Here is a 25,060-nt window from a genome sequence, read left to right on the forward strand (position 1 = left end):
AAATGAGTGAAGACGAGTGAGAAACGAGAGACGGCGGGAGTGGCGGGTGTGGTTCACTCATTTCTCACCCCTCCCCACTCGTTTCTCGCTCTCAAGGGCACCAGTACACCGCCACCGGCACGCGTTGCTGGGTCAGCACGGCGCGCACCGGATAGTCGCGCGCGGCACCCAGGCCAAGCCGCGCGTCGGCGAGTACGTCGCGCTTCTTCTCGCCGGCCACCAGCAGGTACAACGCGCGCGTTTGCAGCAGCGTGGGCAAGGTCAGCGTGATGCGCGGCTCGTCGGCACCGGGCGCGTGCATCGGCAGTACGCGCATGCTGCCGTGCGGGTCCAGCGCTTCGGCGAGGTGGTCGCCGCCGGGAAAGAACGAAGCGGTGTGGCCGTCGTCACCCATGCCCAACACCACCGCGTCGAACGGCAGCGGCAACGCGGCGATGCGTGCTTCGGCGCGGGCCAGGCCGGCCTCCGGACTGGCGTCGCCGGTGTACAGCGGAATGAATGGCGCCGCGGCAGCGGCGTGCTGCAGCAGGTGCGTATGCACCAGTCGCGCGTTGGAGCGCACATCGCTTTCGGGCACCCAGCGTTCGTCGACCAGGGTCACCTGCACCCTGGTCCAGTCCAGTGCCTGGCGCGACAGCTGCTCGAAGAAATCCTTCGGCGTGCTGCCGCCGGAGACCGCCAGCACGGCCTGGCCGCGTTGCGCCAGGCCGTCGCGCAGGCGTTCGGCCACGCGCTCGGCCAGCGCCACGGCTTGCGCCTGGCATCCGGTGAAGCTGTGGGTGGTGACGTTGGTGGGTGCGGACATGGCGGGTTCGATCGGCGGCGAGGTGATGCGTTCCAGTGTGGTTGGGGCGGCGCAGGCAGCAGGTGAAGTGCGCGCCTATTCGTTGTCGTCGTGCCAGGTGCGGCCGTCGCGCTCGATCAGCGCCACCGACGCGCTCGGCCCCCAGCTGCCGGCCGCGTACGGCCGCGGCGCTTCGCCGCTGTCGCTCCACGCGGCCAGGATGGGGCCGGCCCAGCGCCAGGCCGCTTCCACTTCGTCGCGGCGCATGAACAAGGTGGGATTGCCGCGCACCACGTCCAGCAGCAGGCGTTCGTAGGCGTCGGGCTGCGACACGCCGAACGCCTCGGCGAAGCTCATGTCCAACGGCACGTGGCGCAGGCGCAGGCCGCCGGGGCCGGGGTGCTTGATGGTCAGCCACAGCTTCACGCCCTCGTCCGGCTGCAGCCGCAGCACCAGCCGGTTCTGCGCCAGCGAGCCGGAGGCGGCGTCGAAGATGGAATGCGGCACCGGCTTGAAGGTCACCGCGATCTCCGACACCCGATGCGCGAGGCGCTTGCCGGTGCGCAGGTAGAACGGCACGCCGGCCCAGCGCCAGTTGCCGATCTCGGCTTTCAGCGCGACGAAGGTCTCGGTATCGGATTTCGCGTTGCCCAGTTCCTCGCCGTAGCCGGGCACGCTGGCGCCCTCGGCCACGCCGGCGCGGTACTGGCCGCGCACGGTGAGCTGGCCGGCGTTGCTCGCGTCGATGGGCTTGAGCGAGTGCAGCACCTTGAGCTTCTCGTCGCGCACCGCGTCCGGCGCCAGCGACGAGGGCGGTTCCATGGCCACCATGCACAGCAGTTGCAGCATGTGGTTCTGCACCATGTCGCGCAGCGCGCCGGCGCGGTCGTAATAGGCGCCGCGGTGGCCCACGCCGAGCGTCTCGGCCACGGTGATCTGCACGTGGTCGATGTGCGCGGAGTTCCACAGCGGCTCGAACAGCGCGTTGCCGAAGCGCAGCACCAGCAGGTTCTGCACCGTCTCCTTGCCGAGGTAGTGGTCGATGCGGAAGGTCTGGGTTTCGTCGAACACCTGGCCCACCGCATCGTTGATCCGGTTGGCGCTGTCCAGGTCGCGGCCGATGGGCTTCTCCAGCACCACGCGCGACTTGCCCTGGTTCAAGCCGTAATGGCCCAGCCGCTTGCAGATGTCGACGAACAGTTCGGGCGAGGTCGACAGGTAGAACACCCGCACGTGGTCGGGCTCGGCGCCGATGAAGGCGGCGAAATCGTCCCAGCCCTCGTCCTTGCGCGCATCCAGCGGACGGTAGAACACCTGCTGCAGGAACTCGTCCAGCTGGCGGGCATCGCAGATCGCGATCAGCGCCTCGCGCAGTTGCGCGCGATAGCCGGCGTCGTCCAGCGCCTCGCGCGCCACGCCGACGATGCGGCTGCTGGGCGGCAATTGGTGGTCGAGAAAACGGTGGAACAGCGCCGGCAGCAATTTGCGCGCGGCGAGATCGCCGGTGCCGCCGAAAATCACCAGGTCGAATGGCTCGACGGTTTGGGGGGAAGCAGTCACGCGATCACCTCGACTCGATGCCGGCTGGCGGGCCGCGGCCGGATGCCGCTGCCCGGGTTTTTGCCGATGGTACCAGTGAAATACCAGAGCGACTACCCGGTTGCATACGAATTCATCGGCGGCCCCAGCAGAACGATCCGCAGGCAGTCCCGTCACCCCCGTTCTCCCTGAGCGCAGGCCGTTCCCGCAGGCCGTACGCGGGGAGCAGCCAGGGATGGCTGTGCCTTGGGAAGCAAGGAAGTCGAAGGGTCTGGTCACCCGGCGATGCACTTCGACCCCGCTCGCCGGCGCGAGCCACGCTCGGTGCGAACGGCTGGGGATGGCCGAGCGTTTGCTGGCGGGCATATCGCACCGTCATGGCTTGCGGCCGGTGGATCGCTATTGGTATGGTGCGCGCCATGGAAACCACCTTGTCCAAGGAATACCGCCGGATCTGCCGCGACCCGGCCAATCACCAGCCGCTGGCCTACCTGCGACTGCGCCAGGCGATCCGCAACGTGGTGCAGCAGCACGACGTCGAGCCGGGCCACGCGCTGCCCAGCGAACGCGACCTGGCGCTGGTGCTGAAGCTCTCGCGGGTCACCGTGCGCAAGGCGATCGCCGGCCTGGTCGAGGAAGGCCTGCTGACCCAGCGCCACGGCGCCGGCACCTTCATCGCCGAGCGCATCGTCAAGCCGATGTCGCGGCTGACCAGTTTCACCGAGGACCTGCGCGAGCGCGGACTGCGCCCGCGTTCGGAGTTCTTCGAGCGGGTGATCGGCGAGGTGACGCCGGAGGAGTCGATGGCGATGAACCTCTCGCCCGGCTCGCTGGTGGTGCGCCTGCATCGCCTGCGCTACGGGCAGGACGAGCCGCTGGCGATCGAGCGCAGCGTGGTGCCGGCCAGCGTGCTGCCCGATCCGATGCTGGTGCGCGACTCGCTGTACGAGGCGCTCGAACAACTCGGCTGCCGCCCGCGCCGCGCGCTGCAGCGCCTGCGCGCGGTGTCGCTGAACGCGCAGCAGGCGCGGCTGCTGCACGTGGCGGTGGGCAGCGCCGGCCTGAACATCGAACGGCGCAGCTTCCTCGACGACGGCCGCGTGGTCGAGTTCACCACCTCCTGGTATCGCGGCGACATCTACGACTTCGTCGCCGAATTGCACACCGACTGAAGGACAAGCATGAACGCCAGCGACACCCTGATGTTCCGCGAAGCGCAGGAATCGGCCGCGGTAGTGGCGCGCCAGCTTGCCGCCAACGAAGCGGTGGTGAGCGCGCTGGCGCAGTCGCTGCGCGAGGCGCCGCCACGCTTCATCGTCACCTGCGCGCGCGGCAGTTCGGATCACGCCGCGGCCTACGCCAAGTACGTGTTCGAGACGCAGCTGGGCATCGCCACCGCCTCGGCGTCGCCCTCGGTGAGCTCGGTGTATGCCGCCGAGCAGCAGTGGCGGGACGCGCTGTTCATCGCGATTTCGCAATCGGGCAAGAGCCCCGACCTGCTGCGCACCGCGGAGGCGGCGAAACGTGCCGGTGCGCGCGTGGTGGCGCTGGTCAACGTGGCCGATTCGCCGCTGGCCGCGCTGGCCGACACCGTGATTCCGCTGCACGCCGGGCCCGAGCGCAGCGTGGCGGCGACCAAGAGCTACCTCGCCGCGCTGGCCGCGGTGCTGCACCTGTGCGCGCGCTGGAGCGGCGACGCCGAACTCGACGCCGCGCTGCCGACCCTGCCCGACGCCTTGCGCAAGAGCTGGGATGCGGACTGGTCCAGCCTCCATGAAGGCCTCGTCGGCGCGCACAACCTGTTCGTGGTCGGCCGCGGCTTCGGCCTCGGCATCGCGCTGGAAGCGGCGCTCAAGTTCAAGGAAACCTGCGGCCTGCACGCCGAGGCGTTCAGCGCCGCCGAGGTGAAGCACGGCCCGATGGCGCTGGTCGGACCGGACTTCCCGGTGCTGTGCTTCGCCCAGGACGACGACACCCTGGCCAGCACGCTGGCGGTGGCGCGCGAGTTCCGCGGCCGCGGCGCGCAGGTCTTCGTTGCCGCGCCGGGCCAGCACGGCCCCGGCACGCTGCCGGTGCCCGGTGGCCTGCCCGCGCTGTGCACGCCGCTGCTGATCATCCAGAGCTTCTACCGCGCCGCCAGCGAGCTTGCGCTGCGCCGCGGTTTCAACCCCGACGTGCCGCCGCATCTGAACAAGGTCACGGAGACGGTTTGAGCATGCCGTAGGGCGGGCACTGCCCGCCGGCCTTTATTTTCGCGTGACGGGGAGCGGCGGGCAGTGCCCGCCCTACGAGGGTATTGCTCCTTCAGTCGCGCATCATCAACGGAATTCGCCATGCTTCACGTCCTCACCCACGCCCGCGTACTCACCCCCGACGGCTGGCGCGACGACTTAGCCGTGCTGCTCGACGGCGAGCGTATCGCCGACCTGCTGCCGCCATCCGATCCGCGCGTGGGCGCCGCGCAGGTGCACGACCTCGCCGGCGCCATGCTGCTGCCGGGCTTCATCGACGTGCAGGTCAACGGCGGCGGTGGCGTGCTGTTCAACGAGGCGCCGACGGTGGAGACGATCCGCCGCATCGGCGCGGCCCACCGGCGCTACGGCACCACCGGTTTCCTGCCGACCCTGATCAGCGATCGGGTCGAGGTGATGCGCGAAGCGCTGGCGGCGGTGGAACAGGCATTGGCCGAAGGCGTGCCGGGCCTGCTCGGCATCCACCTCGAAGGGCCGTACCTGGCGCCCGCCCGCAAGGGCGTGCACGACGCGAAGTACTTCCACGTACCCGGCGCCGACGAGCTGGCCTTGCTGTGCGCACCCCATCGCGGCATCCGGCTGGTCACGCTGGCCCCGGACCGGGTGCCGCCGGCGAGCATCCGCGCGCTCGCCGCCGCCGGGGTGATCGTTTGCGCCGGCCACACCGCCGCCGACTACGAAACCACCCGCGCCGCACTCGATGCCGGCGTGCGCGGCTTCACGCATTTGTTCAACGCGATGACCCCGTTCGGCAGCCGCGAGCCGGGCGTGGTCGGCGCCGCGCTGGAAGATGCGGCGAGCTGGTGCGGCATCATCGTCGACGGCCACCACGTGCACCCGGCCAGCCTGCGTGTGGCGATCGCCGCCAAGGCCCGCGGCAAGATGCTGCTGGTCACCGACGCGATGCCGCCGGTCGGCGCCGACCGCCCCGACTACGTGCTCAACGGCGAAACCATCACCGTGAAAGACGGCATCTGCCAGACCGCCAGCGGCGTGCTCGCCGGCTCGGCGCTCGACATGGCCGCCGCCGTGCGCAACACCGTGCAGATGCTCGGCCTGCCGCTGGACGAGGCAGTGCGCATGGCCAGCACCTGGCCGGCCGAGTTCCTCGGTCTTGGCGCAAGCCGCGGCCGCATCGCGGCCGGCTGCCGCGCCGATCTGGTGGCGATGGACGATGCGTTGCGCGTGCAGCAAAGCTGGATCGGCGGCGAGGAGCGGGGCGAGAAGTGAGTGGAGAGGAGTGAGAGGTGAGAGAGAGCCAGCACCACGCCTCGACCCGCCTTTTCTCGTTTCTCACCCCTCCACTCACTCCCGCACCATTGCCCGAATGGGCGTCCGCCGCTACAGTGACGCGGTTCAGGTGTCCCGACGGTTCAACGCCCAAGGGATGAAACGGGAAGCCGGTGCGTGGTGTGCGAACACTGCAAGGCCGGCGCTGCCCCCGCAACGGTAAGCGAAAGACACGAACGGCGAAGGCCACTGTGCGATGCACGGGAAGGCGCCGTTCGCGGCGAGCGGAATCACCGCCCGCCACTCGCGAGCCCGGAGACCGGCCTGGACGCTCCTTGGTGGCTCGCGGTGGGCGAGGCCGGACCACGGCCTGTCTGTCCGTCGTTCCGTCCCCGCTTTTTCGCCCGGCTGCCATTCCCTCTGGACATGCGGCCGTGCGCGGGTGCGCGGCGAAGGAAAACGAAGATGAAGAAGACCTTGCTGGCCAGCTTGCTGCTGGCCTGCGCCACCGGTGCCGGCGCGACCGGGCAGGACCCATCCGGGCAGGACCGCGCCATTTCGCTGGAGCCGGTGATCGTCACCGCCACGCGCACGCCGATCGACATCGGCGACTCGCTGTCGTCGGTGAGCGTGATCAGCCGCGCCGACATCGAGCGGCTGCAGCCGGTGTCGATCGCCGACCTGCTGACCGGCCTGCCCGGCGTGAGCTTCGCCAACGCCGGCGGCTACGGCCAGCAGACTTCGCTGTTCCTGCGCGGCGCCAATTCCACCCACACCCTGCTGCTGGTCGATGGCGTGCGGGTGGCTTCGGTCAGCGCGGGGCTGGCCGCGTTCGAGCAGATTCCGGTGGAGCAGATCGAACGCATCGAGATCGTGCGCGGCCCGCGCTCCAGCCTCTACGGCGCCGATGCGATCGGCGGCGTGATCCAGATCTTCACCCGCCGCGGCTCGCGCGACGGCGGCCTCGAACCGTCGCTGGCGCTCACCGCCGGCACCGACAGGCTGTTGCGCGGCCAGCTCGGGCTGTCCGGCGGCAGCGAACAGGGCTGGTACAACCTGGGCGCGGGCAGCCAGTACACCGGCGGCATCAACACCTGCCGCGTCGGCGCCGCCGCGGCCTTCGCCGGCTGCTTCACCGACGAGCCGGATCGCGATCCGTCGCGCAACAAGAACCTCAGCGCCAGCGGCGGCTACCGCTGGGACAACGGTGCCGAACTGACCGGCACCTGGCTGCGCAGCCTGGGCGAGGCGCATTTCGACGGCAGCTACCAGAACCGCTGGCGCACCGTGCAGCAGGTCGCCGGTTCGACCTTCGGCTTCCGTCCGCTGCAGGCGTGGAAGAGCACGCTCAGCGTGGGCCAGAACCTGGACCGCTACGACAACTACGAGAACGCGAGCTTCGTCGGCTACATCTATTCGCGCCGCAACCAGGCCTCGTGGCAGAACGACATCAACCTGGCCGCGGACCAGCTGCTGACGCTCGGCGTCGACTGGCAGGGCGAGCACATCGACAGCGACACCGGCTTTCTCGCCACCCGCCGCCACGACACCGGCGCGTACGCGCAGTACCAGGCCACGTTCGGGCCGAACGAGCTGGCGCTCTCCGCGCGGCGCGACAGGAACAGCCAGTACGGCCACCACGACACCGGCGCGCTGGCCTGGGGTTATCACTTCGACAGCGGCGTGAAGCTCACCGCCAGCTACGGCAGCGCCTTCCACGCGCCCACCTTCAACGATCTCTACTACCCCTACGGCAGCGGCAATCCGGACCTGAAACCGGAGACTTCGCGCAGCGCCGAGCTGGGCCTGAGCCGGCAGCACGATGGCTGGAACTGGGCGCTGAACGCCTACCAGACGCGCATCGACCAGCTGATCGCGCTGGACAGCCAGTACTTCCCGCGCAACATCAGCAAGGCGCGCATCCGCGGCGTGGAAGGCCAGTTCGGCGCCCGGCTCGGCGGCTGGCAGCTGCAGAGCTACCTGACCTGGCTGCAGCCGCGCAACGAGGATGGCGGCCCGAACGACGGCAACGTGCTGCCGCGCCGCGCCGAGCAGACGGCGCGCATCGACCTGGACCGCCGCTACGGCGCCTTCGGCGTCGGCGCCACGTTCAACGCCGCCGGGCACCGCTATGACGATGCGGCCAACGCACACCGACTGGGCGGTTACGCCACCACCGACCTGCGTGCGAGCTGGCAGTTCGACCGCGCCTGGCAACTGGAGGCGCGCCTGGCCAATGCGTTCGACCGCCACTACGAAACGGTCTGGTACTTCAACCAGCCCGGGCGCGAGCTGCTGCTGACCCTGCGTTACAGCCCCGCCGCGCGTTGATCGGCGGGGTGGCGGGCACTGCCCGCCGCTCCCGCGGCCGCCGGCATGCCGCAGGTCACTGCCGTCGGCCGGACCGGTGCCGTTATGCTTGGGCGACAGGGAGAGCCACGTGAACGCATTCGCACCGATGATCCGCCGCCCGGTCGGCACCTCGCTGCTCGCCATCGGCCTGATGATCGCGGGCGTGTGGGCCTATCTGCTGATCGGCGTGGCGGCGTTCCCGTCGATCGAGTTTCCCGGCGTGGCGGTGGTGGCGGGCATGCCCGGCGCCAGCGCGCAGACCATGGCCACCACGGTGATGGCGCCGCTGGAACGGCACATCGGGCGCATCCCGGGCGTGCAGTTCATGTTCTCCAGCGCCAGCGAAGGGCGCGCGCAGATCCAGGTGCTGTTCAAGTACGGGCGCTCCACCGATGCGGCTGCGCGCGACGTGCAGGCGGCGCTCAATGCCGCCGCCGCCGACCTGCCGCCGGGCATGCCGGCACCGCCGCAGTACTTCAAGTTCGATACCTCGACCATCCCGGTGCTGCTGGTCACGCTGACTTCCAGCAGCCTGCCGCCGGACCGCCTCTACGACCTCACCGACACCCTGCTCAAGCCCGCGGTGGCGCAGATCCCCGGCGTGGCGCAGGTGCAGGTCGGCGGCGGCACCCCGCACGCGGTGCGCATCGCGCTGAACGCCAACGCGCTGGCGATCAAGGGCATCACCACCAACCAGGTCGCCAACGCGCTGCGCGCGGCCAACGTCACCTCGCCGCAGGGCATCCTCAGCGACGGCGTCAGCCAGATGACGGTGACCGCCAACGACGCGCTGCACACGCCGGCGGATTTCGCCAGCCTGGTGATCGCCAGCAACAACGGCGTGCCGGTCCGGCTGGCCGACGTGGCCACGGTGAGCGGCGGGCAGCAGGACCAGTACGCCGCGGCCTGGTTCAACGGCACCCGCGCGGTGACCCTGCAGATCAGCAAGCGTCCGGACGCCAACGCGATCGCCGTGGTCAAGGCGATCCGCGCGGCGCTGCCCGGGCTCAGCCACGTGTTGCCCGCCGACGTGAAGATCACCCCGATCTTCGACCTCACCCCGACGACAGAATCGGCGCTGCACGAGGTCGAGGTGGCGCTGGGCATGAGCATCGTGATGGTGGCGCTGGTGATGCTGCTGTTCCTGCGCCGGCTGCGGCCGACCCTGATCGCCATGCTCAGCGTGCCGCTGTCGCTGGCCGGCGCGCTGATCGTGATGTGGATGCTCGGCTTCACCCTGAACATCTTCTCGCTGGTGGCGCTGGTGCTGTGCGTGGGTTTCGTGGTGGACGACGCGATCGTGGTGATCGAGAACATCGTGCGCCACATCGAGCAGGGCATGGCGCCGCTGCAGGCGGCGCTGACCGGCGTGCGCGAGATCGGTTTCACGGTGGTGTCGATCACGCTGTCGCTGATCGCCGTGTTCGGGCCGATGGTGTTCGGCGACAACATGTTCACCATGCTGATGCGCGAGTTCGCGGTGACCCTGGTGGCCACCATCGTGATCTCGGCGGTGGTCTCGCTCACCCTCACCCCAGCCCTGTGCGGGCGCAGCCTGGTGCACGAGCCGGAGGGCAGCCGCACGCCCGGGCGGCTGGAGCGGCTGGCCGAGCGCTTCGATGGCTGGCTGCTCGCGCAGTACCGGCGCGCGCTGGACTGGTCGATGCACCACCGCCGCCTGATGCGCTGGCAGCCCGCCGTGCTGCTCGTGCTCACCGGCGTGCTGGCGGTGCTGGTGGTGATGACCGCCGGCGGCGGCCTGATGCCGAAGGAGGACACCGGCCTGGTGCAGGTGCAGATCACTGCCGGCCCGAACATCTCGCCGACCCGGCTGACCACGCGCTCACGCGAGGTGGCCGCGGTGTTCCAGGCCGACCCGGCGGTGCTGGACGTATCCACCATCGTCAACGGCGGCAACGGCGCGCACCTGTTCGTCGACCTCAAGCCGCTGGGCGATCGGCCGGACGATCGCCACGTCACGGTGCAGCAGGTGGTCGACCGCCTCGCCGCCCACTTCAAGGGCGTCACCGACCTCGACGTGGCGGTGTCCGCGGTGCAGTTCTTCGGTGGTGGCGGTGGCGGCGGCCTGGGCGGCGGCAATGTCGGGCGCTACTCGTTCCAGCTCGACAGCCTGGACGGCACGCCGCTGCAGGAACCCACCCTGCATCTCGAACACGTCATGCGCGGCATGAAGCAGTTCAAGGATGTCACCAGCAGCTTCGACGGCATCGGCACCCAGCAGATGGTGCAGGTCGACCGCGCCGCCGCCGCGCGGCTGCAGGTGAGCATGGGCCAGATCGACTCGGCGCTGTACAACGCGTTCGGGCAGAACCAGATCTCCACCATCTATTCGGACATCAACCAGTACCGCGTGGTGCTGACCGCCGACCGCGGCGACGAGCTGAGCCCGCAGGGATTGCTCGGCACCTATGTGCGCAGCAGCCGCGGCGAGATGATCCCGCTCTCCGCGCTGGCCACGATCCAGCCGCACCTGGCACCGGCCACGGTCAGCCACTTCAACCAGCTCGAATCGGCCTCGATCAACTACAACCTGGCCGAGGGCATCACCCCGGCGGAAGGCCTGAAGCTGGTCGACCAGGCGATCTTCGCCGCCGCGCTGCCGAACGGCATCCAGCGCAAGTACACCGGCGAGAACCAGAACCTGGTCGACGCGCTGAGCGACGTGCTGTTGCTGCTGCTGGCGGTGATCCTGGTGATGTACGTGGTGCTGGGCGTGCTGTACGAGAGCCTGATCCACCCGCTGACCATCCTCTCCACCCTGCCCGCCGCCGGCATGGGCGCGTTCCTCGCCATGCTGGTGACCCACACCCAGCTGACCCTGATGTCGGTGATCGCGGTGCTGATGCTGATCGGCATCGTCAAGAAGAACGCGATCCTGATGGTCGATTTCGCCCTGGTCGCCGAACGCGAGCGCGGCCTGTCGCCGCCCGAGGCCATCCGCGAGGCCGCGCTGGTGCGCTTCCGCCCGATCACCATGACCACCCTGGTGGCGATGGGCGCGGCGCTGCCGCTGGCGGTGGGCTTCGGCTACGGCTCGGAGCTGCGCCAGCCGCTGGGCATCGCGATCCTCGGCGGCCTGCTGGTGTCGCAGCTGCTGACCCTGTTGAGCACGCCGGCGATCTACCTGTGGCAGCACGACCACCGCGAGCGCAAGGCGGTGCAGAAGCGCATCCGCGATGAATTCCGCCGTGGCCGCCAGCCGCCACCGATGCCCGCCGTGCCCAAGGGCATGCCGGCGCTGCCCAAGTAGCGGGGATTAGGGATTCGGAAGAGCGACGTGCGGCTCGTAGGGCGGGCACCGCCCGCCGGCTCTCGCATCGTCGCGGCAAAACGGCGGGCAGTGCCCGCCCTACGTGCCCCCGCCGCTCGGGGTGAGCGGAGCCAGGCCCGACCTGGTCGCTCACCGGGGTTGCCTTCTCGAACCCCGAATCCCGATCCGGGCCCCTGCCTTCCGGCACGGTGCGTACTTCAGGCACATACGCCCACAGATACCCGGTGGCATAAAGCCGCCATGAAAGAAACTCCCCTGCCCATCGCTGGTCTTGCGTACCTGGGGCGCGCGTGCGCCTTGCGCCGCGCCGACCTGCTGCCGTGGGTACTCGCGTGAACATATTCGCCCCGTTGATCCGCCGCCCGGCCGGCACCTCGCTGCTTGCCGTCGGCCTGGTGCTGGCCGGGCTGTGGGCTTACCTGCTGCTCGGCGTGGCGGCGCTGCCCTCGCTGGACTTCCCCGGTGTCTACGTGGTGGCGAACATGCCCGGCGCCAGCGCGCAGACCATGGCCAACACGGTGATGGCGCCGCTGGAACGCCATCTTGGCCAGATCCCCGGCATCGACGACATGTACGGCAACGCCAACGAAGGCGCGGTGGGGATCGGCGTGCGCTTCAACTTCAGCCGCACCGCCGACAGCGCAGCGCGGGACGTGCAGGCGGCGCTGAATGCCGCGGCGGCCGACCTGCCCGCGGGCATGCCTTCGCCCCCGCAGTACTTCAAGTTCGATACCTCGCAGATCCCGATCCTCTTCATCACCCTGACCTCCGAGGGCATGCCGCAGGACAAGCTGTTCGACCTGGCCGACACCTTGCTGAAACCCGCCGTCGCGCAGATCGACGGCGTGGCCCAGGTGCAGGTGTTCGGCGGCACCCCGCACGCGGTGCGCATCGACCTGGACAACCGAGCGCTGGCCGCCAAGGACCTCACCGCCAACGACGTCGCCAACGCGTTGCGCGCAGCCAACGTCAACTCGCCGCAGGGCATCATCAGCGACGGTCGCACGCAGATGACGGTGAGCGCCAACGACGGCCTGCGCGAGCCGGCCCAGTTCGCCGACCTGCTGATCGCCGAGCGCAACGGCGCGCCGGTGCGGCTGTCCGACGTGGCGCATGTCTACTCCGGCCAGCAGGATCAATACCAGGCGGCGTGGTTCAACGGCGCGCGCACGGTCGGCCTGCAGATCACCAAGCGGCCGGAGGCGAACGCGGTGGCCACGGTGGCGGCGATCCGCGCGCGTCTGCCGCAACTGGCCGCCTCGCTGCCCTCTGACGTCAACATGCAGCCGGTGTTCGACCTCACCCAGACCACGCAGTCGGCGCTGCACGAGGTGAAGGTCGCGCTGCTGATCTCGATCGCGATGGTGGCGCTGGTGATGCTGGTGTTCCTGCGCCGGCTGCGGCCGACCCTGATCGCCATGCTCAGCGTGCCGCTGTCGCTGGCCGGCGCGTTCGTGGTGATGTGGATGCTCGGCTACACCCTGAACACCCTGTCGCTGGTGGCGCTGGTGCTGTGCATCGGCTTCGTCGTCGACGACGCGATCGTGGTGATCGAGAACATCGTGCGGCACATGGAGCAGGGCATGGCACCGCTGCCGGCGGCGCTGACCGGCGTGCGCGAGATCGGTTTCACCGTGGTCTCGATCACGCTGTCGCTGGTGGCGGTGTTCGCGCCGCTGCTGTTCGGCAACAACATGCTGATCATGCTGCTGCGCGAGTTCTCGGTGACGCTCACCGCCGCGGTGGTGATCTCGGCGATCGTCTCGCTCACCCTCACGCCTGCGCTGTGCGGCCACCTGCTCAAGCACGAGCCGGTGCCGGCGCCCCCGCCGGGGCGCATCGAGCGGGCAGTGGAGCGTTTCGATCGCGGCCTGCTGCGGATGTACGAAAGCGCGCTGGACTGGGCCATGCGCCATCGCCGGCTGATGCGCTGGCAGCCGCTGCTGCTGCTGATCCTCACCTTCGCGCTGGGCGCGGCGGTGGTGAAGACCGCCGGCGGCACCTTCATGCCCGACGAGGACACCGGCCAGCTGCAGGTGGAGATCGACGCCGACGCCAACATCTCGCCCACCGTGCTGGCCGAGCGCGCGCGGCAGGTGCAGAAGATCATGCAGGCCGACCCGGCCGTGCTCGACCAGCTGACCCTGCTCGGCGGCAACGGTGCCGGCGGCGCGGTAGGCAACAGCGCGCAGATGTTCGTCGACCTCAAGCCGCGCGGCGATGGCCCGGGCGAGCGCGATGAAGGCATCAAGGCGGTGATCGAGCGCCTGTCGAAACAGTACGACCGCCTGCCCGACGTCAAGGTGTCGGTCAGCGCCTCGCAATTCCTCGGCGGCGGCGGCAGCGGCGACCGCGGCGGCCAGTACGAGTTCCAGCTCACCAGCACCCAGGGCAGCGACCTGCAGCCATGGGCGTTGAAGATGGTGCGCCAGTTGCGCACGCTGAAGGAGTTCCGCGACGTCAGCAGCCCGTTCGACCAGGTCGGCAAGCAGCAGCAGCTGCGCATCGACCGCGAGGCCGCCGCGCGGCTGCACGTCAGCGTGGGCGCCATCGACACCGCGCTGTTCAGCGCGTTCGGCCAGCGCCAGGTGTCGCAGATCTACTCCGACGTCAACCAGTACGCGGTGGTGCTCAACGCCAGCCCGAACGAGAACCTGAGCCCGCAGTCGCTGCTGAACATCCGCGTGCGCAGCGAGCAGGGCAAGATGATTCCGCTTTCCGCGCTGGCCACCATGGAGCCGGCGATCAGCCCGCTGCGCGTGCGCCACCACAACCAGCTGCAGGCGGTGACCATCAGCTACAACCTGGCCAAGGACGTCACCCAGGATCGCGGCGTGGCGCTGGTCGACCAGGCCGCCTTCGCGCTGCACCTGCCGGATGGCGTCAAGGTGGAATACACCGGCGCCAACCAGCGCCTCAAGCAGGCGCAATCGAACGGCATGGTGCTGCTGCTCGGCTCGATCCTGGCCATGTACATCGTGCTGGGCATCCTCTACGAAAGCCTGGGCCACCCGCTGACCATCCTCTCCACCCTGCCCGCCGCCGGCGCCGGCGCGTTCCTGGCGATGCTGGTCACGCAGACGCAGCTGTCGCTGATGGCGATCATCGCGATCCTGATGCTGATCGGCATCGTCAAGAAAAACGCGATCCTGATGGTCGACTTCGCCCTGGTGCGCGAGCGCGAGCACGGCATGTCCGCGCCCGATGCCATCCGCGAAGCCGCACTGGTCCGCTTCCGCCCGATCACCATGACCACCCTGGTGGCGATGGGCGCGGCGATGCCGCTGGCGATCGGCTTCGGCATCGGCTCCGAAATGCGCCAGCCGCTGGGCATCGCCATCGTCGGCGGCCTGCTCGTCTCGCAGCTGCTGACCCTGCTCAGCACCCCGGCCATCTACCTGTGGAATCACGACCGCAAGATCCGCAAGGCGGCGCGCAAGGAGCGCAAGGCGGAGAAGAAGCGGTTGAAGGCGTTGGCGCGTCCGCAGCCCGCGGCCTGACCGCCGTGGACCGGGCGATCGAGCATTCGCGCGGCTCCCGCTGCGCGCGCCGCTACGGCGTTCGGTTTCTGCGGGGTGGCTGCGTCACGGAATCGTGCTCCAGGCGCGGGCCCGGGCGGTCGTCATGTGCGCAGTTCGCCGGCGACGTGATCGATCAGCTCCCTCGTGTTCCTGCAGTACTCCGCTTCCAGGTCGATCCCGCACTTGTCCGCCAGCACGATGATCGACCACAGGCAGTCCGACAACTCGTGGCCAAGCTTCGCCTTGCAGTCGTCGATCTTGCGGACCCCCGCGTTCGCCTGGATCAGCTTCGCCAGGTCGCCGACGTCGCCCATGAAACCCAGCGCCAGCTCCTGCGTGGTCCAGGCGCGTCCGTACATCCTGGTTTCCAGCTGCTCGTAGAGGTCGTTGAGCCGCAGCGCGGATTTTTCCAGATCGGAAAAGTTCATGGGGACTCCAGGTGAAGACAGCATCGAGCAGTACCGCGCGGGCTCGCTGGTGCGCAGGGCAAATGGCGGTGGGCCGCACTAGCCACTAGCCGCCCTTCGCATCCGTGGTTGCAGCTGTGCCGTCGGCAATATGGACCGTACTGCAAGACGGAAGCGTCTTGTTTGCCACGCAGCCACGCACATCGGCACCCGACGGCGGCGCACCGACGTCCACGGCGTAACCCTCGGGCACTTCCCTCGCGCGGCCGGTTGGCGTGCCGTCGACGAAGATGTTGAACGCACACACTCCGCTGGACGACTGGGTGCAGGTGAGCCGTGTTTCATTGTTCCCCACGGGATCGGCGCGGAACGAAATGGTGGAGGTGCAGCCGCCAACAACAAGCGCCAGCCCGATGACCACCAACCCCGAGATCCATGTATTTCGCTTGCTCACGGCACTTCTCCCTGGATGCCCCATGGGCAATGGTGCCACGCCCGAGACGACGATACGTGGCGTCGAGTGCCCGGAACAAGGACCGACTGGAGAACATGGCGAGACGCGCTTGCCGTGTCGCGAGGCCTGAGAAGCTTGGGGGTCAGCGGCGGATTCAACTCCCAAGTGCAGCGCGTTTGAGCAATCGCTCGAACACTTCTTGCGGTGTGCGATAGCCTAGCTGCCACGTGCCGCAGGATTCCGCCGCACTGTCCGGTTTAGTCATTCACCTTTCCGCCCGCTTCGCAAGGCCGGTGCATGGGCGTCACGCAGGGCACGAAGCCGATGGGCCAGAATCCCGAATTGTTGCGCCGCCTGCTGCGCGCGAAGGACCGGATGGACGCGGCCTCCCACGAGGAGTGGCCGGTCCGGCGGCTGGCGCAGGTGAGTGCGGTGTCGGCGGCGCACTTCGCGCGCGCCTTCCGAGAGGCGTTCGGCGTGCCGCCGCATCGCTATCTGCTCACGCGCCGGATCGAACGCGCCACGGCGCTGCTGCGCGATGGCGATCTGCCGGTCACCGAGATCGCGCTGCGGACCGGTTGGAACAGCATCGGCACGTTCGGGCGGATCTTCCGCGACATCACCGGCGAGAGTCCGGGCGAATTCCGCGCGCGCCAGCGCGCGATCGGGCATGGACACGGACATGTTCCGGAATGCTTCGTGCGCGCCGCGCACCGGCCCGACCTCAGGAGCGCAGTTTCGGAGAAGCGCCGCCGTGCGGCCCCCGGTAAAAAGGCACTCCAATCCACGGAGGTCCCATGACTCAAGGTGTCGATGTAGCCGGACTCTATGTCCGCGACCAGGATGAAGCGCTCGCCTTCTATGTCGGAAAGCTGGGCTTTGTCGTCAGTGCCGATGCGCGCAACGGCGACTATCGCTGGCTCACCGTGCAGCATCCGGAGCAGCCCTCGTTCCAGCTCGGTCTGTTCAGGCCGGGACCGCCGGTCCACGACGCGGCGACTGCGCAGACGCTCTGCGAGATGGTGGCCAAGGGTGCGATGCCGCCGTTGGTGTTGGCGGTGGACGATTGCCAGGCCGCTTTCGAGCGGCTGCAAACGCTGGGCGTGGAGTTCACGCAGGAGCCGATGCGCCGCTACGGCACCGTGGATGCAGGCTTCCGCGATCCCTCCGGCAATGGCTGGAAGATGATCGAGGCCAGGGCGAAGGGCGCGGCATGAGCGCGAGCCAGTGGATCCGCCAGAGCCACCGCTGGCTGTCGATCGTGTTCACCCTGACCGTGATCGCGAACTTCGCCTGGCGCGGGATGAGCCCGCACGAACCGCCGGCATGGCTGACCTATGCGCCGCTGCCGCCGCTGTTCGCGCAGTTGTTCAGCGGCCTGTACCTGTTCGCGCTGCCGTACGCCGCGGCAGCGCGCCGCAGGGCCTGAGGCCGCGGGCGCGGCGCGTTCCCGGTCCCCGCCATCGGCAACTGCGGTTCGAGTGGCGAACAGCGAATCGAGTGCCGCGCGCCTACTTGCCGCCTGCCGTGACGCCGGGTCCGATGCTCGAACCGATGAAGTCGAGCATCTTCCCGTACAGCTCGGCGACATTGGCCTCGTCGTAGAAGCCGTGCATCTCGCCGGGCTTTTCCAGCCAGACGTGCGGCACGTGGCGCTTGAGCAGCGCCTCGTGCAGGTTCGTGCCCTGGATCGGCGGCACGCGCCGGTCCTGGCCGCCGACCACCAGCATCACCCGCGCCTTGAGCGCATCGAGCTGGTTGATCGGCGAGCGCTGCGCCAGTTGCGCCAAGTCGTCGCCCAGCTGGCGCTTCAGGTAATTCTCGCCGCTGACCGTTTCGGGAATGTCGCCGCGCCGGTACATCAGGGGCAGGTCGTAGATGCCGACGTAGCCGATCGCGCACTGGTAGAGGTCCGGCTCCTTCACCGCGCCTTCCAGCGCGGCATAGCCGCCGTAGCTGGCGCCGTAGATGCACAGGCGCTGCGGGTCGGCGATGCCCTGGGCGATGGCCCAGCGCGTGGCGTCAGTGACGTCGTCCTGCATCTTGCCGCCCCACTCGCGCCAGCCGGCCTGCTCGAACGCGTAGCCGTAGCCGCCCGAGCCGCGGAAATTGACCTGCACCACGACGTAGCCGCGCGTCGCCAGCGCCTGCACGTCGGCGTCGTACTCCCAGCGGTCGCGCACGGAGAACGGGCCGCCATGGACCATCACCACCGTGGGCAGGTGCTTGTCCTGCTCATGGCCCGGCGGGTAGCTCAGGTAGCCCTGCAGCTTCATGCCGTCCCGCGCGGCGAACTCGAACGGCTGCTTGGTCGCCATCGACTGCGGATTGATCCACGGCGCGCGCTTGAGCAGCGGCGTCAGCCTTGCGGCCTTGGCGTCGAACAGGTAGAACGTGCCCGGATCGGCGTCGGCCTCCACCAGCACCACGCTCAGGCTGCCATCGCTGGTGCCGGAGACGAAGCGTACGCTTTCGCCCGGGAACTGCTTCATCAGCGCCACCAGCATGCGTGCCGCCGGCGACTGCATGTCGAATGGCGCGATGCCGGCGCGGCCATCCATGTAGGCGACGCCGGCGATGTCGTCTTCGGCCAGCCCCTGCAGCAGGCCGTCCGATTCCACAGTGGGATTGCTCCACACCTCCTGCAGCGTGGGCTTGTCTTCGCTCCAGCGGCAGATGCCGAAACCGCCGCTGGGGACCGGGCAGCTGAAGTACGCCCCGCTGTCATCACGGTCGAAGGCGATCGGCACGGAATGGCTGGCGCCCAGTTCGGGCATGGGCTTCCAGTCGCCGCCCCCGAGCGGCAGCTGGAACACCCGGACGTCGCCCTGCTCGTCCTCGCCCCAGGCAAACCGGATCCGGCCCTGATGGTCGCCGACGAAAAATGCGTCGCGCATCGGCGCGGTGGTGATTTCCCGCAACTTGCCGGTGCGCACGTCCATGCGGGAGGCGGTGGCAAACACCCCGTGCTTGCCGTTGGCGTCCCACAGCCGGGTAGCGACCAGGATATGTTTCGGATCGCCGGCAATGGTGCCGATGAACTCCGCCGAGCCGCGTTCGCTCACCACCTGCTTGACCAGCGTACCGGTGGTCATGCCGTCCTTGCGAAAGCCGTACAGCATGGTCGAGCCTGTTCCATCGGCATTGACCGCATACAACTCGCCGGTGGGCAACGGGCGGTCGTAGCCACCCAGCCGTGTCCCCACCGTGTACACCACGCGGGTGGGAGAGATCCACCAGAAGTCCGTCACCGCGTCTTCGTTGCGCTGGCGGATCAGCTGCCCCTTCTTGTCGGCCAGGCGAATCAGCGCCAGCAGACTGTGGCCATCCACCAGGGCGGTGGTGGCAAGGTACTTGCCGTCAGGCGAAATCTTCACGGCTTCGTATTGCATGTGCCGTGCGAGATCGGCAAGCGGTACCGGTTCGGCGTGCAGGAACGTGGCGCACAGCAGCACCAGCGCGACCAACCAGCGTCGAGTATCCATGGCGATTTCCCCTGTTTTGCGATGTGCGCGGCCGCGCTCCGCGGCCATCCGGCCATCCGACTCTAATGCAAAGTGCGCGGCGGCAGGATCAGGACGCCGCCGTCGCCGCCGGCGCTGCCCCGATGCTGCGCAGCGCCGGGCTGCGCATGCAGCCCAGGGCGATCGCGGTGAGCAGCAAGCCGGCGCCGGCGAACAGGCCGGTGAGCGGGATCAGCCTGAGCAGGCTGCCGGCGATCGCGGCCGAGATCGGCCCCAGGCCCATGAAGGTGAACATCAGCACGCTCATGGCGCGGCCCATCATTTCCGGCGCCACGCGACGCTGGATCCAGCTGACGATGGCGATCTGCGCGATGCCGGCGAGCACGCCGGTGGCGGCCAGCAGCACCGCGCCGGTGACCGTCGCATGCACCAGCGCCAGCGTGGCCAGGGCCAGGCCGGCGAGGCTGTCGATGGTCAGCACCATCAGGCCGAGGCGGCCGCGCACGATGCGGCTGGCCGGGCCGGAAAGGAAACTGCCCAGCAGCATGCCGCCGCCGTTGGCGGTCATCAGGATGCCGAGCGAGGCGGCGCCCAGATCCATCCGCGTATCGGCCAGCACCGGCAGGCCCACCTGCAGCGGACCGCCGACGAACACCGAGACCACCGCCGCGTAGAGCATGAATGCGCGCAGCGGCAGGTCGGCCCAGATCATCCGCACGCCGCTGGCCACGTTGGCCAGCACGCCGCCCGCGGCGGGTTTCGGATCGAAGTCGGCGGACACGCGGATCAGCAGCAGCGACGCCAGCGAGAAGGCGAAGCTGATCGCGTCGATGGTGAATGCCAGGCCCAGTCCCTCCGCATCCTGCAGCGCCTGCGGCTGTGCGCCGTGCGCGCCCGCGCTGATCACCACGCCGGCCAGCGCCGGACCGACGAACATGCTGAGCTGGCGCATGCCCATCACCAGCGCATTGGCCGGTTGCAGCTGATCCTTGCGCACCAGTTGCGGCAGGATTGCCGAGCCGGCCGGGTAGGCGAACGCGGTGGACAGGCCGATGCCCAGCGCGATCAGGTACACCAGCCACATGCGGATGTCGCCCAGCAGCACCAGCGCGGCCAGCAGCGCCACCAGCAGCGCGTTCGCCCCGCGCGCGGCGAGCAGCACGCGGCGCGGCGACAGCCGGTCCACCACCGCGCCGCCGATCAGCATGAACAGCGCACGCGGCAGTGCCATCGCCGCCAGCACCAGCCCCAGCGCGGCCGGGTTGCCGGTGAGTTTCAGCACCAGCCACGGCAGCGCCACCAGGGTGAACTGGTCGCCCAGCATCGAGATCGTGCTGCCGCCGAACAGCAGGCGGAAGTTGTGGTTGGAGAAGACGGAGTCGCGGCGGGCGGTGGCCATCAGTGGGTTCGCAGGTCGGGGATGATTGAGTGGGACGAGACTGAAATGGGCCGCCGCTCGGCTCAGCCGGCGTCGGCGCGCTCGTCCCAGGCGACCGCAGCCAGCTGCCGCAGGTGTGCGCGCACATCAGCCGGCCAGCGGGCAGTCAGTGAGCCGAAACGCTCACGGTCACCACGATAGAAGGAGCGCGAGGCTTCCTCGTAACCCGGTTCGTCGCCGGCCATGACCTGCATGAAGCGGTCGACCGATTCCATCGCCTGGCGCGCACGCTCTTTCGCACCGCCATGACGGATGGACTGCTCGACCAGACGCCGCAACACTGCCGAGGCCCCACCGGGTTGCTGACCCAGCCAGGTCCAGTGTCGTGGCAACAAGGTGACTTCGCGCGGCACCACGCCGAGCTTCGGGCGGCCGGGCCCGCGAGTGACTGGCTCGGCGGGCGACGCCGACGTGGCGTGCGGTGCGAGCCGGGACAACACGTCATCCACGCTGCCACGAAAATCGATCTCGAGCTGACGACTGTCGCGCTCGTCGAACACCAGCAAGGGGCCGCTGGCGCCCGCGTCCAGCGCCTGTTTCGCGGCGCGCGCGACGTCGGGCAACGCGCCATGCGCGATTCGCTTTTTGCCATCGAAGGCTATGCAGGCGACGGTTTGAGACGGCGACATTGTTTTACCCGGATAAATTGATGGGCGCATTCTATCCGGGTTGAAATCCATGTCAATAGTACCCGGGTACAAATGCCCGTCCGCGGGTTGCCCGGCGGATCGCCGGGCTTGCTATTGTTGACGCTTTCCACCCGCAAGGACTACGGATGACCAAGCGCCTGCGTTCGGCCAGCTTGATGGTTTCACTCGGCCTGCTCGCCGCCACCGCGATTCCGCACCCCGCGCAGGCGTCGGATCTCGCCATCCCGCCGATCCAGTATCACCAGCGCACCCTGCCCAACGGGCTGCAGGTGCTCAGCGTGGAGGATCACGCCAGCCCCAACGTGGCGGTGCAGGTCTGGTACCACGTCGGCTCCAAGGACGACCCGCAGGGGCGCTCCGGCTTCGCGCACCTGTTCGAGCACCTGATGTTCAAGAGCACGAAGCACATGCACGCCGAGCAGATGGACCGGCTCACCGAGGACGTCGGCGGCGCCAACAATGCCTCCACCGGCGACGACGTCACCAACTATTTCGAGATCGTGCCCAGCAACCACCTGCAGACCCTGCTGTGGGCCGAGGCCGAGCGGCTGTCCAACCTCAACGTGGACCAGAAGAACTTCACCTCCGAGCGCGCGGTGGTGGAGGAGGAATACCGCCAGAGCGTGCTGGCCAACCCGTACGGCAAGCTGTTCAACGCGATCGACCCGAAGTCGTACACGGTGCATCCGTACCGGCGTCCGGTGATCGGCAGCATCGAGGAGCTGGAGGCGGCCTCGCTGCAGAACGTGATCGACTTCCATCGCACCTACTACCGCCCGGACAACGCCACCCTGATCGTGGCCGGCGACTTCGACCCGAAGCAGCTCGACGCCTGGGTCGATGAATACTTCGGCTGGATCCCCAAACCGGCCACGCCGATCCCGCAGGTCACCGCGAAGGAGCCGGTGCGCAAGCAGGACAAGCGCTACACCGTCACCAGCGAGACCGCGCCGCTGCCGGCCGTGGCGATGACCTGGCTGATCCCGCCGGCAGCGGACAGCGCCGACCGCATCCCGCTGCAGGTGGCCGCGGCGCTGCTGTCGCAGGGCGATTCCTCGCGGCTGTACCAGTCGCTGGTGTATCGCCACCAGGTCGCGCAGGAGATCGGCGCGTTTGCCGACACCCGCGTGGGCCCGGGCCTGTTCACCGTCTACGCGGTGCTCGCCAGCGGCCATGAACCGGCCCAGGCGGAGAAACTGCTGAACGAGGAAATAGTCTGGCTGGCGACCCAGCCGATCGCCGACGCCGAGCTGGACAAGGTCAAGACGCAACTGCTCACCAGCGAACTGAAACAGCGCCAGACCGCGCAGGGCATCGCCTTCGCGCTCGGCCAGGCCAGCCTGATCGACGGCAACGTGCAGCACGTCAACGACGACCTGGTGGCGTTGCAGAAGGTCAGCGCGGATGACGTGCACCGCGTGCTGCAGAAGTACGTCACCGGCGCCAAGAAGGTCACCATCGACTACCTGCCGCAGGCCAAGGCCGCGCCGGCCAACGCCAAGGGAGATGCGAAATGATCCGCGTCCATCGTTTCCGTCTGGCCGTCTTTACGGCCGTCGCGCTGAGCACCGGCATCGCCACCGCGGCCGATTTCCCGACCACGCCGCCGGCGCCCGGTCCGGCGCCGCAGCTGAACGTGCCCACGCCGACCACGCAGACCCTGCCCAACGGCCTGGAGGTCATCAGCGTGCGCCGCGCCAACCTGCCGCTGGTCACCGCGCAGCTGTGGGTGCGTCGCGGCGGCGAGATGGATCCGCCGCAGCTGGCCGGCCTGGCCGACCTCACCGCCAACCTGCTGAGCAAGGGCGCGGCGGGCAGGAGCGCACCGCAGATCGCTGCCGCCGCCGAGGCGCTGGGCGGCTCGCTGGATGCTTCCGCAGGCTGGGACGAGAGCGCCATCGGCATCACCGTGACCACGCCGAAACTGCCGCAGGCGCTGGGCCTGCTGGCCGAAGTGGTGCGCCAGCCGGATTTCGCCGAGACCGAGGTGCAGCGCGCCCGCAGCCAGGCGATCGACGACCTGCGCCTGCAGCTGAGCCAGCCCACCGCGCTGGCCGCGCTGGCGGCCAACCGCGGCGTGTTCGGCGAAGGCGCCTATGGCCATTCGCGCCACGGCACGCCCGACTCGCTCAAGCGCATCACCCGCGCCGACGTGCAACGCCTGCACGACGCGCTGTACCGGCCGGACAACGCGATCCTGATCCTCGCCGGCGACATCACTCCCGCGCAGGCCTTGCAGCTGGCGCAGGCCAGCTTCGGCGACTGGGCCAAGCCGGCCACGCCGCTGCCGCCGCGCCCGGCCGGCAGCGCTGCCAGCCAGCTGCCGCCGATCCTGCTGATCGACCAGCACGGTGCCGGCCAGGCCGGCGTGGTCGCCGCGCACGCCGCGCCGCCGCGCCGCGACGACAGCTACTACGTCGGCAGCGTGACCAACGCGGTGCTGGGCGGTTCGTACTCGGCACGCCTCAACGAGGAAATCCGCATCAAGCGCGGCCTCTCCTACGGCGCCGGCAGCCGGCTGCAGGGGCTGGGCGATGGCGGCGTCTGGCTGGCCTCGGCGCAAACCAAGAACCCGTCCGCGCCGCAGGTGGTCGAGCTGATGCTGGGCCAGTTCAAGCAGCTGGGCGACAGCCGCGTGGATGCCGATGAACTCGCTGCGCGCAAGGCCACCCTGATCGGCGCTTACGGCCGCAGCCTGGAGACCACCGCGGGGCTGGCCGGCGAGGTCGCCGAACTGGCGATCTACGGCGTGCCGCTCGACAGCATCGGCAAGTACGTCACCGAGGTGCAGGCGGTCACGCCGAAGCAGATCGAGAAATACGCCCGCAAGCACCTGGCGGCCGACGACCTGCACGTGGTGGTGGTGGGCGATGCCGCGCAGTTCGGCGCGGCGATCCGCAAGGATCATCCGCAGGCGGTGCTGCTGCAATCCACCGCGCTGGACCTGGACAGCCCCAGCCTGCAGGCGCCGGCCGGTCGCTGAAGTTCCGGCGGAACGCGCACGGGAACCCCTGCAACGGCAGGGGCATCCCGTGGCCGCGGGGCATCGCGGCAATCATTCTTCGCCACCCCTTGGTTTCACTTCGGTTCGACGTTATTTAGTGAACCATCAAGTTCACTAAAATTCCGCCCCGTCCGAGGTTGCCATGCACGTCCCGTTTTCCGCCCGCCTGCTGCTGCTGGCGCTGGCGTCGTCTCCGCTGCCGCTGCTGGCGCAATCGGTCCATCTGCAGGTGCAGGGCGGGCGCAGCTACATGGATGGGCATGGCACTCCCGCGCTGTTCGTCGAAGCGGTGTTCGACGACCATGCGATCGGCGACAGCCGCTGGAGCCTGGCACCCGACGTCTCGCTGGGCTGGATCGATGGCCGCGACATCGCACGCTTTCGCGACAATCGCTACCCCACCCGGGAGCAAGCCTGGCTGCTGGCCGCCGGTGCGCGCCTTCAGTACCGCACGGCCGATGGTGCGCCGGGCCACTGGTTCGCCAGTTTCCAGCCGGCATTCAACACCGCACGCACGCAGGCGCTGAGCAGTCCGTACGAGTTCGTCACCACGCTCGGCTGGCAGGGGCGTCGCTTCAGCTTCCAGATCCGGCACGTTTCCAACGCTCGCCTGCATCAGCCCAACCGCGGCGAGACCATGGCGCTGGTGGGCATCGGCTTCGATCTCTGACCG

General features: G+C 69.0%; 19 protein-coding genes and 1 riboswitch. Of the genes, 12 read left to right on the top strand and 7 right to left on the bottom strand.

Annotation, left to right across the window (positions count from 1 at the left end; translation table 11 throughout):
- Nucleotides 1–91: 91 nt before the first annotated feature.
- Nucleotides 92–805 carry a 6-phosphogluconolactonase gene (pgl, locus tag ACVCMI_RS02185; protein ID WP_447097610.1) on the bottom strand — a complete coding sequence of 238 codons (714 nt, stop codon included), beginning with the start codon at nt 803–805 and terminating at the stop codon, nt 92–94.
- Nucleotides 806–880: 75 nt separating this feature from the next.
- Nucleotides 881–2,344 carry a glucose-6-phosphate dehydrogenase gene (gene zwf, locus ACVCMI_RS02190; protein ID WP_395120872.1) on the bottom strand — a complete coding sequence of 488 codons (1,464 nt, stop codon included), beginning with the start codon at nt 2,342–2,344 and terminating at the stop codon, nt 881–883.
- A 398-nt stretch (nt 2,345–2,742) separates the two neighbouring features.
- On the opposite strand from zwf, the gene ACVCMI_RS02195 reads away from it, so the two are divergent.
- From ACVCMI_RS02195 to ACVCMI_RS02220, 6 genes are all read left to right on the top strand, one after another.
- Nucleotides 2,743–3,495 (top strand): GntR family transcriptional regulator, encoded by a 753-nt coding sequence (locus ACVCMI_RS02195; RefSeq protein ID WP_136259285.1) that lies wholly within the window; start codon nt 2,743–2,745, stop codon nt 3,493–3,495.
- A 9-nt stretch (nt 3,496–3,504) separates the two neighbouring features.
- Nucleotides 3,505–4,536: an SIS domain-containing protein gene (locus tag ACVCMI_RS02200; RefSeq protein ID WP_447097609.1), complete on the top strand. Its 1,032-nt coding sequence runs from the start codon at nt 3,505–3,507 to the stop codon at nt 4,534–4,536.
- A gap of 120 nt (nt 4,537–4,656) precedes the next feature.
- A complete protein-coding gene (gene nagA / locus ACVCMI_RS02205) occupies nt 4,657–5,805 on the top strand; it encodes an N-acetylglucosamine-6-phosphate deacetylase (RefSeq protein ID WP_447097608.1) in 1,149 nt (382 codons plus the stop codon).
- Nucleotides 5,806–5,916: 111 nt separating this feature from the next.
- Nucleotides 5,917–6,147, top strand: a riboswitch (cobalamin riboswitch).
- Nucleotides 6,148–6,270: 123 nt separating this feature from the next.
- Nucleotides 6,271–8,136: a TonB-dependent vitamin B12 receptor gene (btuB, locus tag ACVCMI_RS02210; protein ID WP_447097607.1), complete on the top strand. Its 1,866-nt coding sequence runs from the start codon at nt 6,271–6,273 to the stop codon at nt 8,134–8,136.
- Nucleotides 8,137–8,245: 109 nt separating this feature from the next.
- Nucleotides 8,246–11,428 (top strand): efflux RND transporter permease subunit, encoded by a 3,183-nt coding sequence (locus ACVCMI_RS02215; RefSeq protein ID WP_447097606.1) that lies wholly within the window; start codon nt 8,246–8,248, stop codon nt 11,426–11,428.
- A 353-nt stretch (nt 11,429–11,781) separates the two neighbouring features.
- Nucleotides 11,782–14,949 (top strand): efflux RND transporter permease subunit, encoded by a 3,168-nt coding sequence (locus ACVCMI_RS02220; RefSeq protein WP_447097605.1) that lies wholly within the window; start codon nt 11,782–11,784, stop codon nt 14,947–14,949.
- Nucleotides 14,950–15,071: 122 nt separating this feature from the next.
- On the opposite strand, the gene ACVCMI_RS02225 is transcribed toward ACVCMI_RS02220, so the two are convergent.
- Entirely contained in the window at nt 15,072–15,398 is a 327-nt protein-coding gene (locus ACVCMI_RS02225; RefSeq protein ID WP_395120879.1) for a nucleotide pyrophosphohydrolase, read from the bottom strand.
- Nucleotides 15,399–15,483: 85 nt separating this feature from the next.
- Nucleotides 15,484–15,831: a hypothetical protein gene (locus ACVCMI_RS02230; RefSeq protein ID WP_447097604.1), complete on the bottom strand. Its 348-nt coding sequence runs from the start codon at nt 15,829–15,831 to the stop codon at nt 15,484–15,486.
- A gap of 324 nt (nt 15,832–16,155) precedes the next feature.
- Between ACVCMI_RS02230 and ACVCMI_RS02235 the strand changes: the two genes are divergently transcribed.
- Genes ACVCMI_RS02235 through ACVCMI_RS02245 form a run of 3 tightly spaced genes read left to right on the top strand, consistent with a single transcriptional unit; the run spans nt 16,156 to nt 17,260 of the window.
- Nucleotides 16,156–16,632: a helix-turn-helix transcriptional regulator gene (locus ACVCMI_RS02235; RefSeq protein ID WP_447099500.1), complete on the top strand. Its 477-nt coding sequence runs from the start codon at nt 16,156–16,158 to the stop codon at nt 16,630–16,632.
- Entirely contained in the window at nt 16,629–17,048 is a 420-nt protein-coding gene (locus ACVCMI_RS02240) for a VOC family protein (RefSeq protein ID WP_447097603.1), read from the top strand. The genes ACVCMI_RS02235 and ACVCMI_RS02240 overlap by 4 nt, the downstream gene beginning before the upstream one ends.
- Nucleotides 17,045–17,260 carry a hypothetical protein gene (locus ACVCMI_RS02245; RefSeq protein ID WP_395120883.1) on the top strand — a complete coding sequence of 72 codons (216 nt, stop codon included), beginning with the start codon at nt 17,045–17,047 and terminating at the stop codon, nt 17,258–17,260. The genes ACVCMI_RS02240 and ACVCMI_RS02245 overlap by 4 nt, the downstream gene beginning before the upstream one ends.
- An 82-nt stretch (nt 17,261–17,342) precedes the next feature.
- Here ACVCMI_RS02245 and ACVCMI_RS02250 read toward each other — a convergent pair whose 3' ends face one another.
- The 3 genes from ACVCMI_RS02250 to ACVCMI_RS02260 all read right to left on the bottom strand — a co-directional run bounded on the left by ACVCMI_RS02250 (nt 17,343) and on the right by ACVCMI_RS02260 (nt 21,362).
- On the bottom strand, nt 17,343–19,316 hold the full coding sequence (locus ACVCMI_RS02250; protein ID WP_447097602.1) for an alpha/beta fold hydrolase: 1,974 nt from the start codon (nt 19,314–19,316) through the stop codon (nt 17,343–17,345).
- A gap of 88 nt (nt 19,317–19,404) precedes the next feature.
- On the bottom strand, nt 19,405–20,694 hold the full coding sequence (locus ACVCMI_RS02255) for an MFS transporter (protein ID WP_447097601.1): 1,290 nt from the start codon (nt 20,692–20,694) through the stop codon (nt 19,405–19,407).
- A gap of 62 nt (nt 20,695–20,756) precedes the next feature.
- A complete protein-coding gene (locus ACVCMI_RS02260; RefSeq protein ID WP_447099499.1) occupies nt 20,757–21,362 on the bottom strand; it encodes a DUF2239 family protein in 606 nt (201 codons plus the stop codon).
- Between the two features lie 146 nt (nt 21,363–21,508).
- Between ACVCMI_RS02260 and ACVCMI_RS02265 the strand changes: the two genes are divergently transcribed.
- From ACVCMI_RS02265 to ACVCMI_RS02275, 3 genes are all read left to right on the top strand, one after another.
- Nucleotides 21,509–22,900 (top strand): M16 family metallopeptidase, encoded by a 1,392-nt coding sequence (locus tag ACVCMI_RS02265; RefSeq protein ID WP_447097600.1) that lies wholly within the window; start codon nt 21,509–21,511, stop codon nt 22,898–22,900.
- Nucleotides 22,897–24,366: a M16 family metallopeptidase gene (locus tag ACVCMI_RS02270; RefSeq protein WP_447097599.1), complete on the top strand. Its 1,470-nt coding sequence runs from the start codon at nt 22,897–22,899 to the stop codon at nt 24,364–24,366. The genes ACVCMI_RS02265 and ACVCMI_RS02270 overlap by 4 nt, the downstream gene beginning before the upstream one ends.
- A 163-nt stretch (nt 24,367–24,529) precedes the next feature.
- Nucleotides 24,530–25,057 (top strand): acyloxyacyl hydrolase, encoded by a 528-nt coding sequence (locus ACVCMI_RS02275; protein ID WP_447097598.1) that lies wholly within the window; start codon nt 24,530–24,532, stop codon nt 25,055–25,057.
- Nucleotides 25,058–25,060: the final 3 nt, after the last annotated feature.

The organism is Rhodanobacter sp. UC4448_H15, assembly GCF_052978265.1.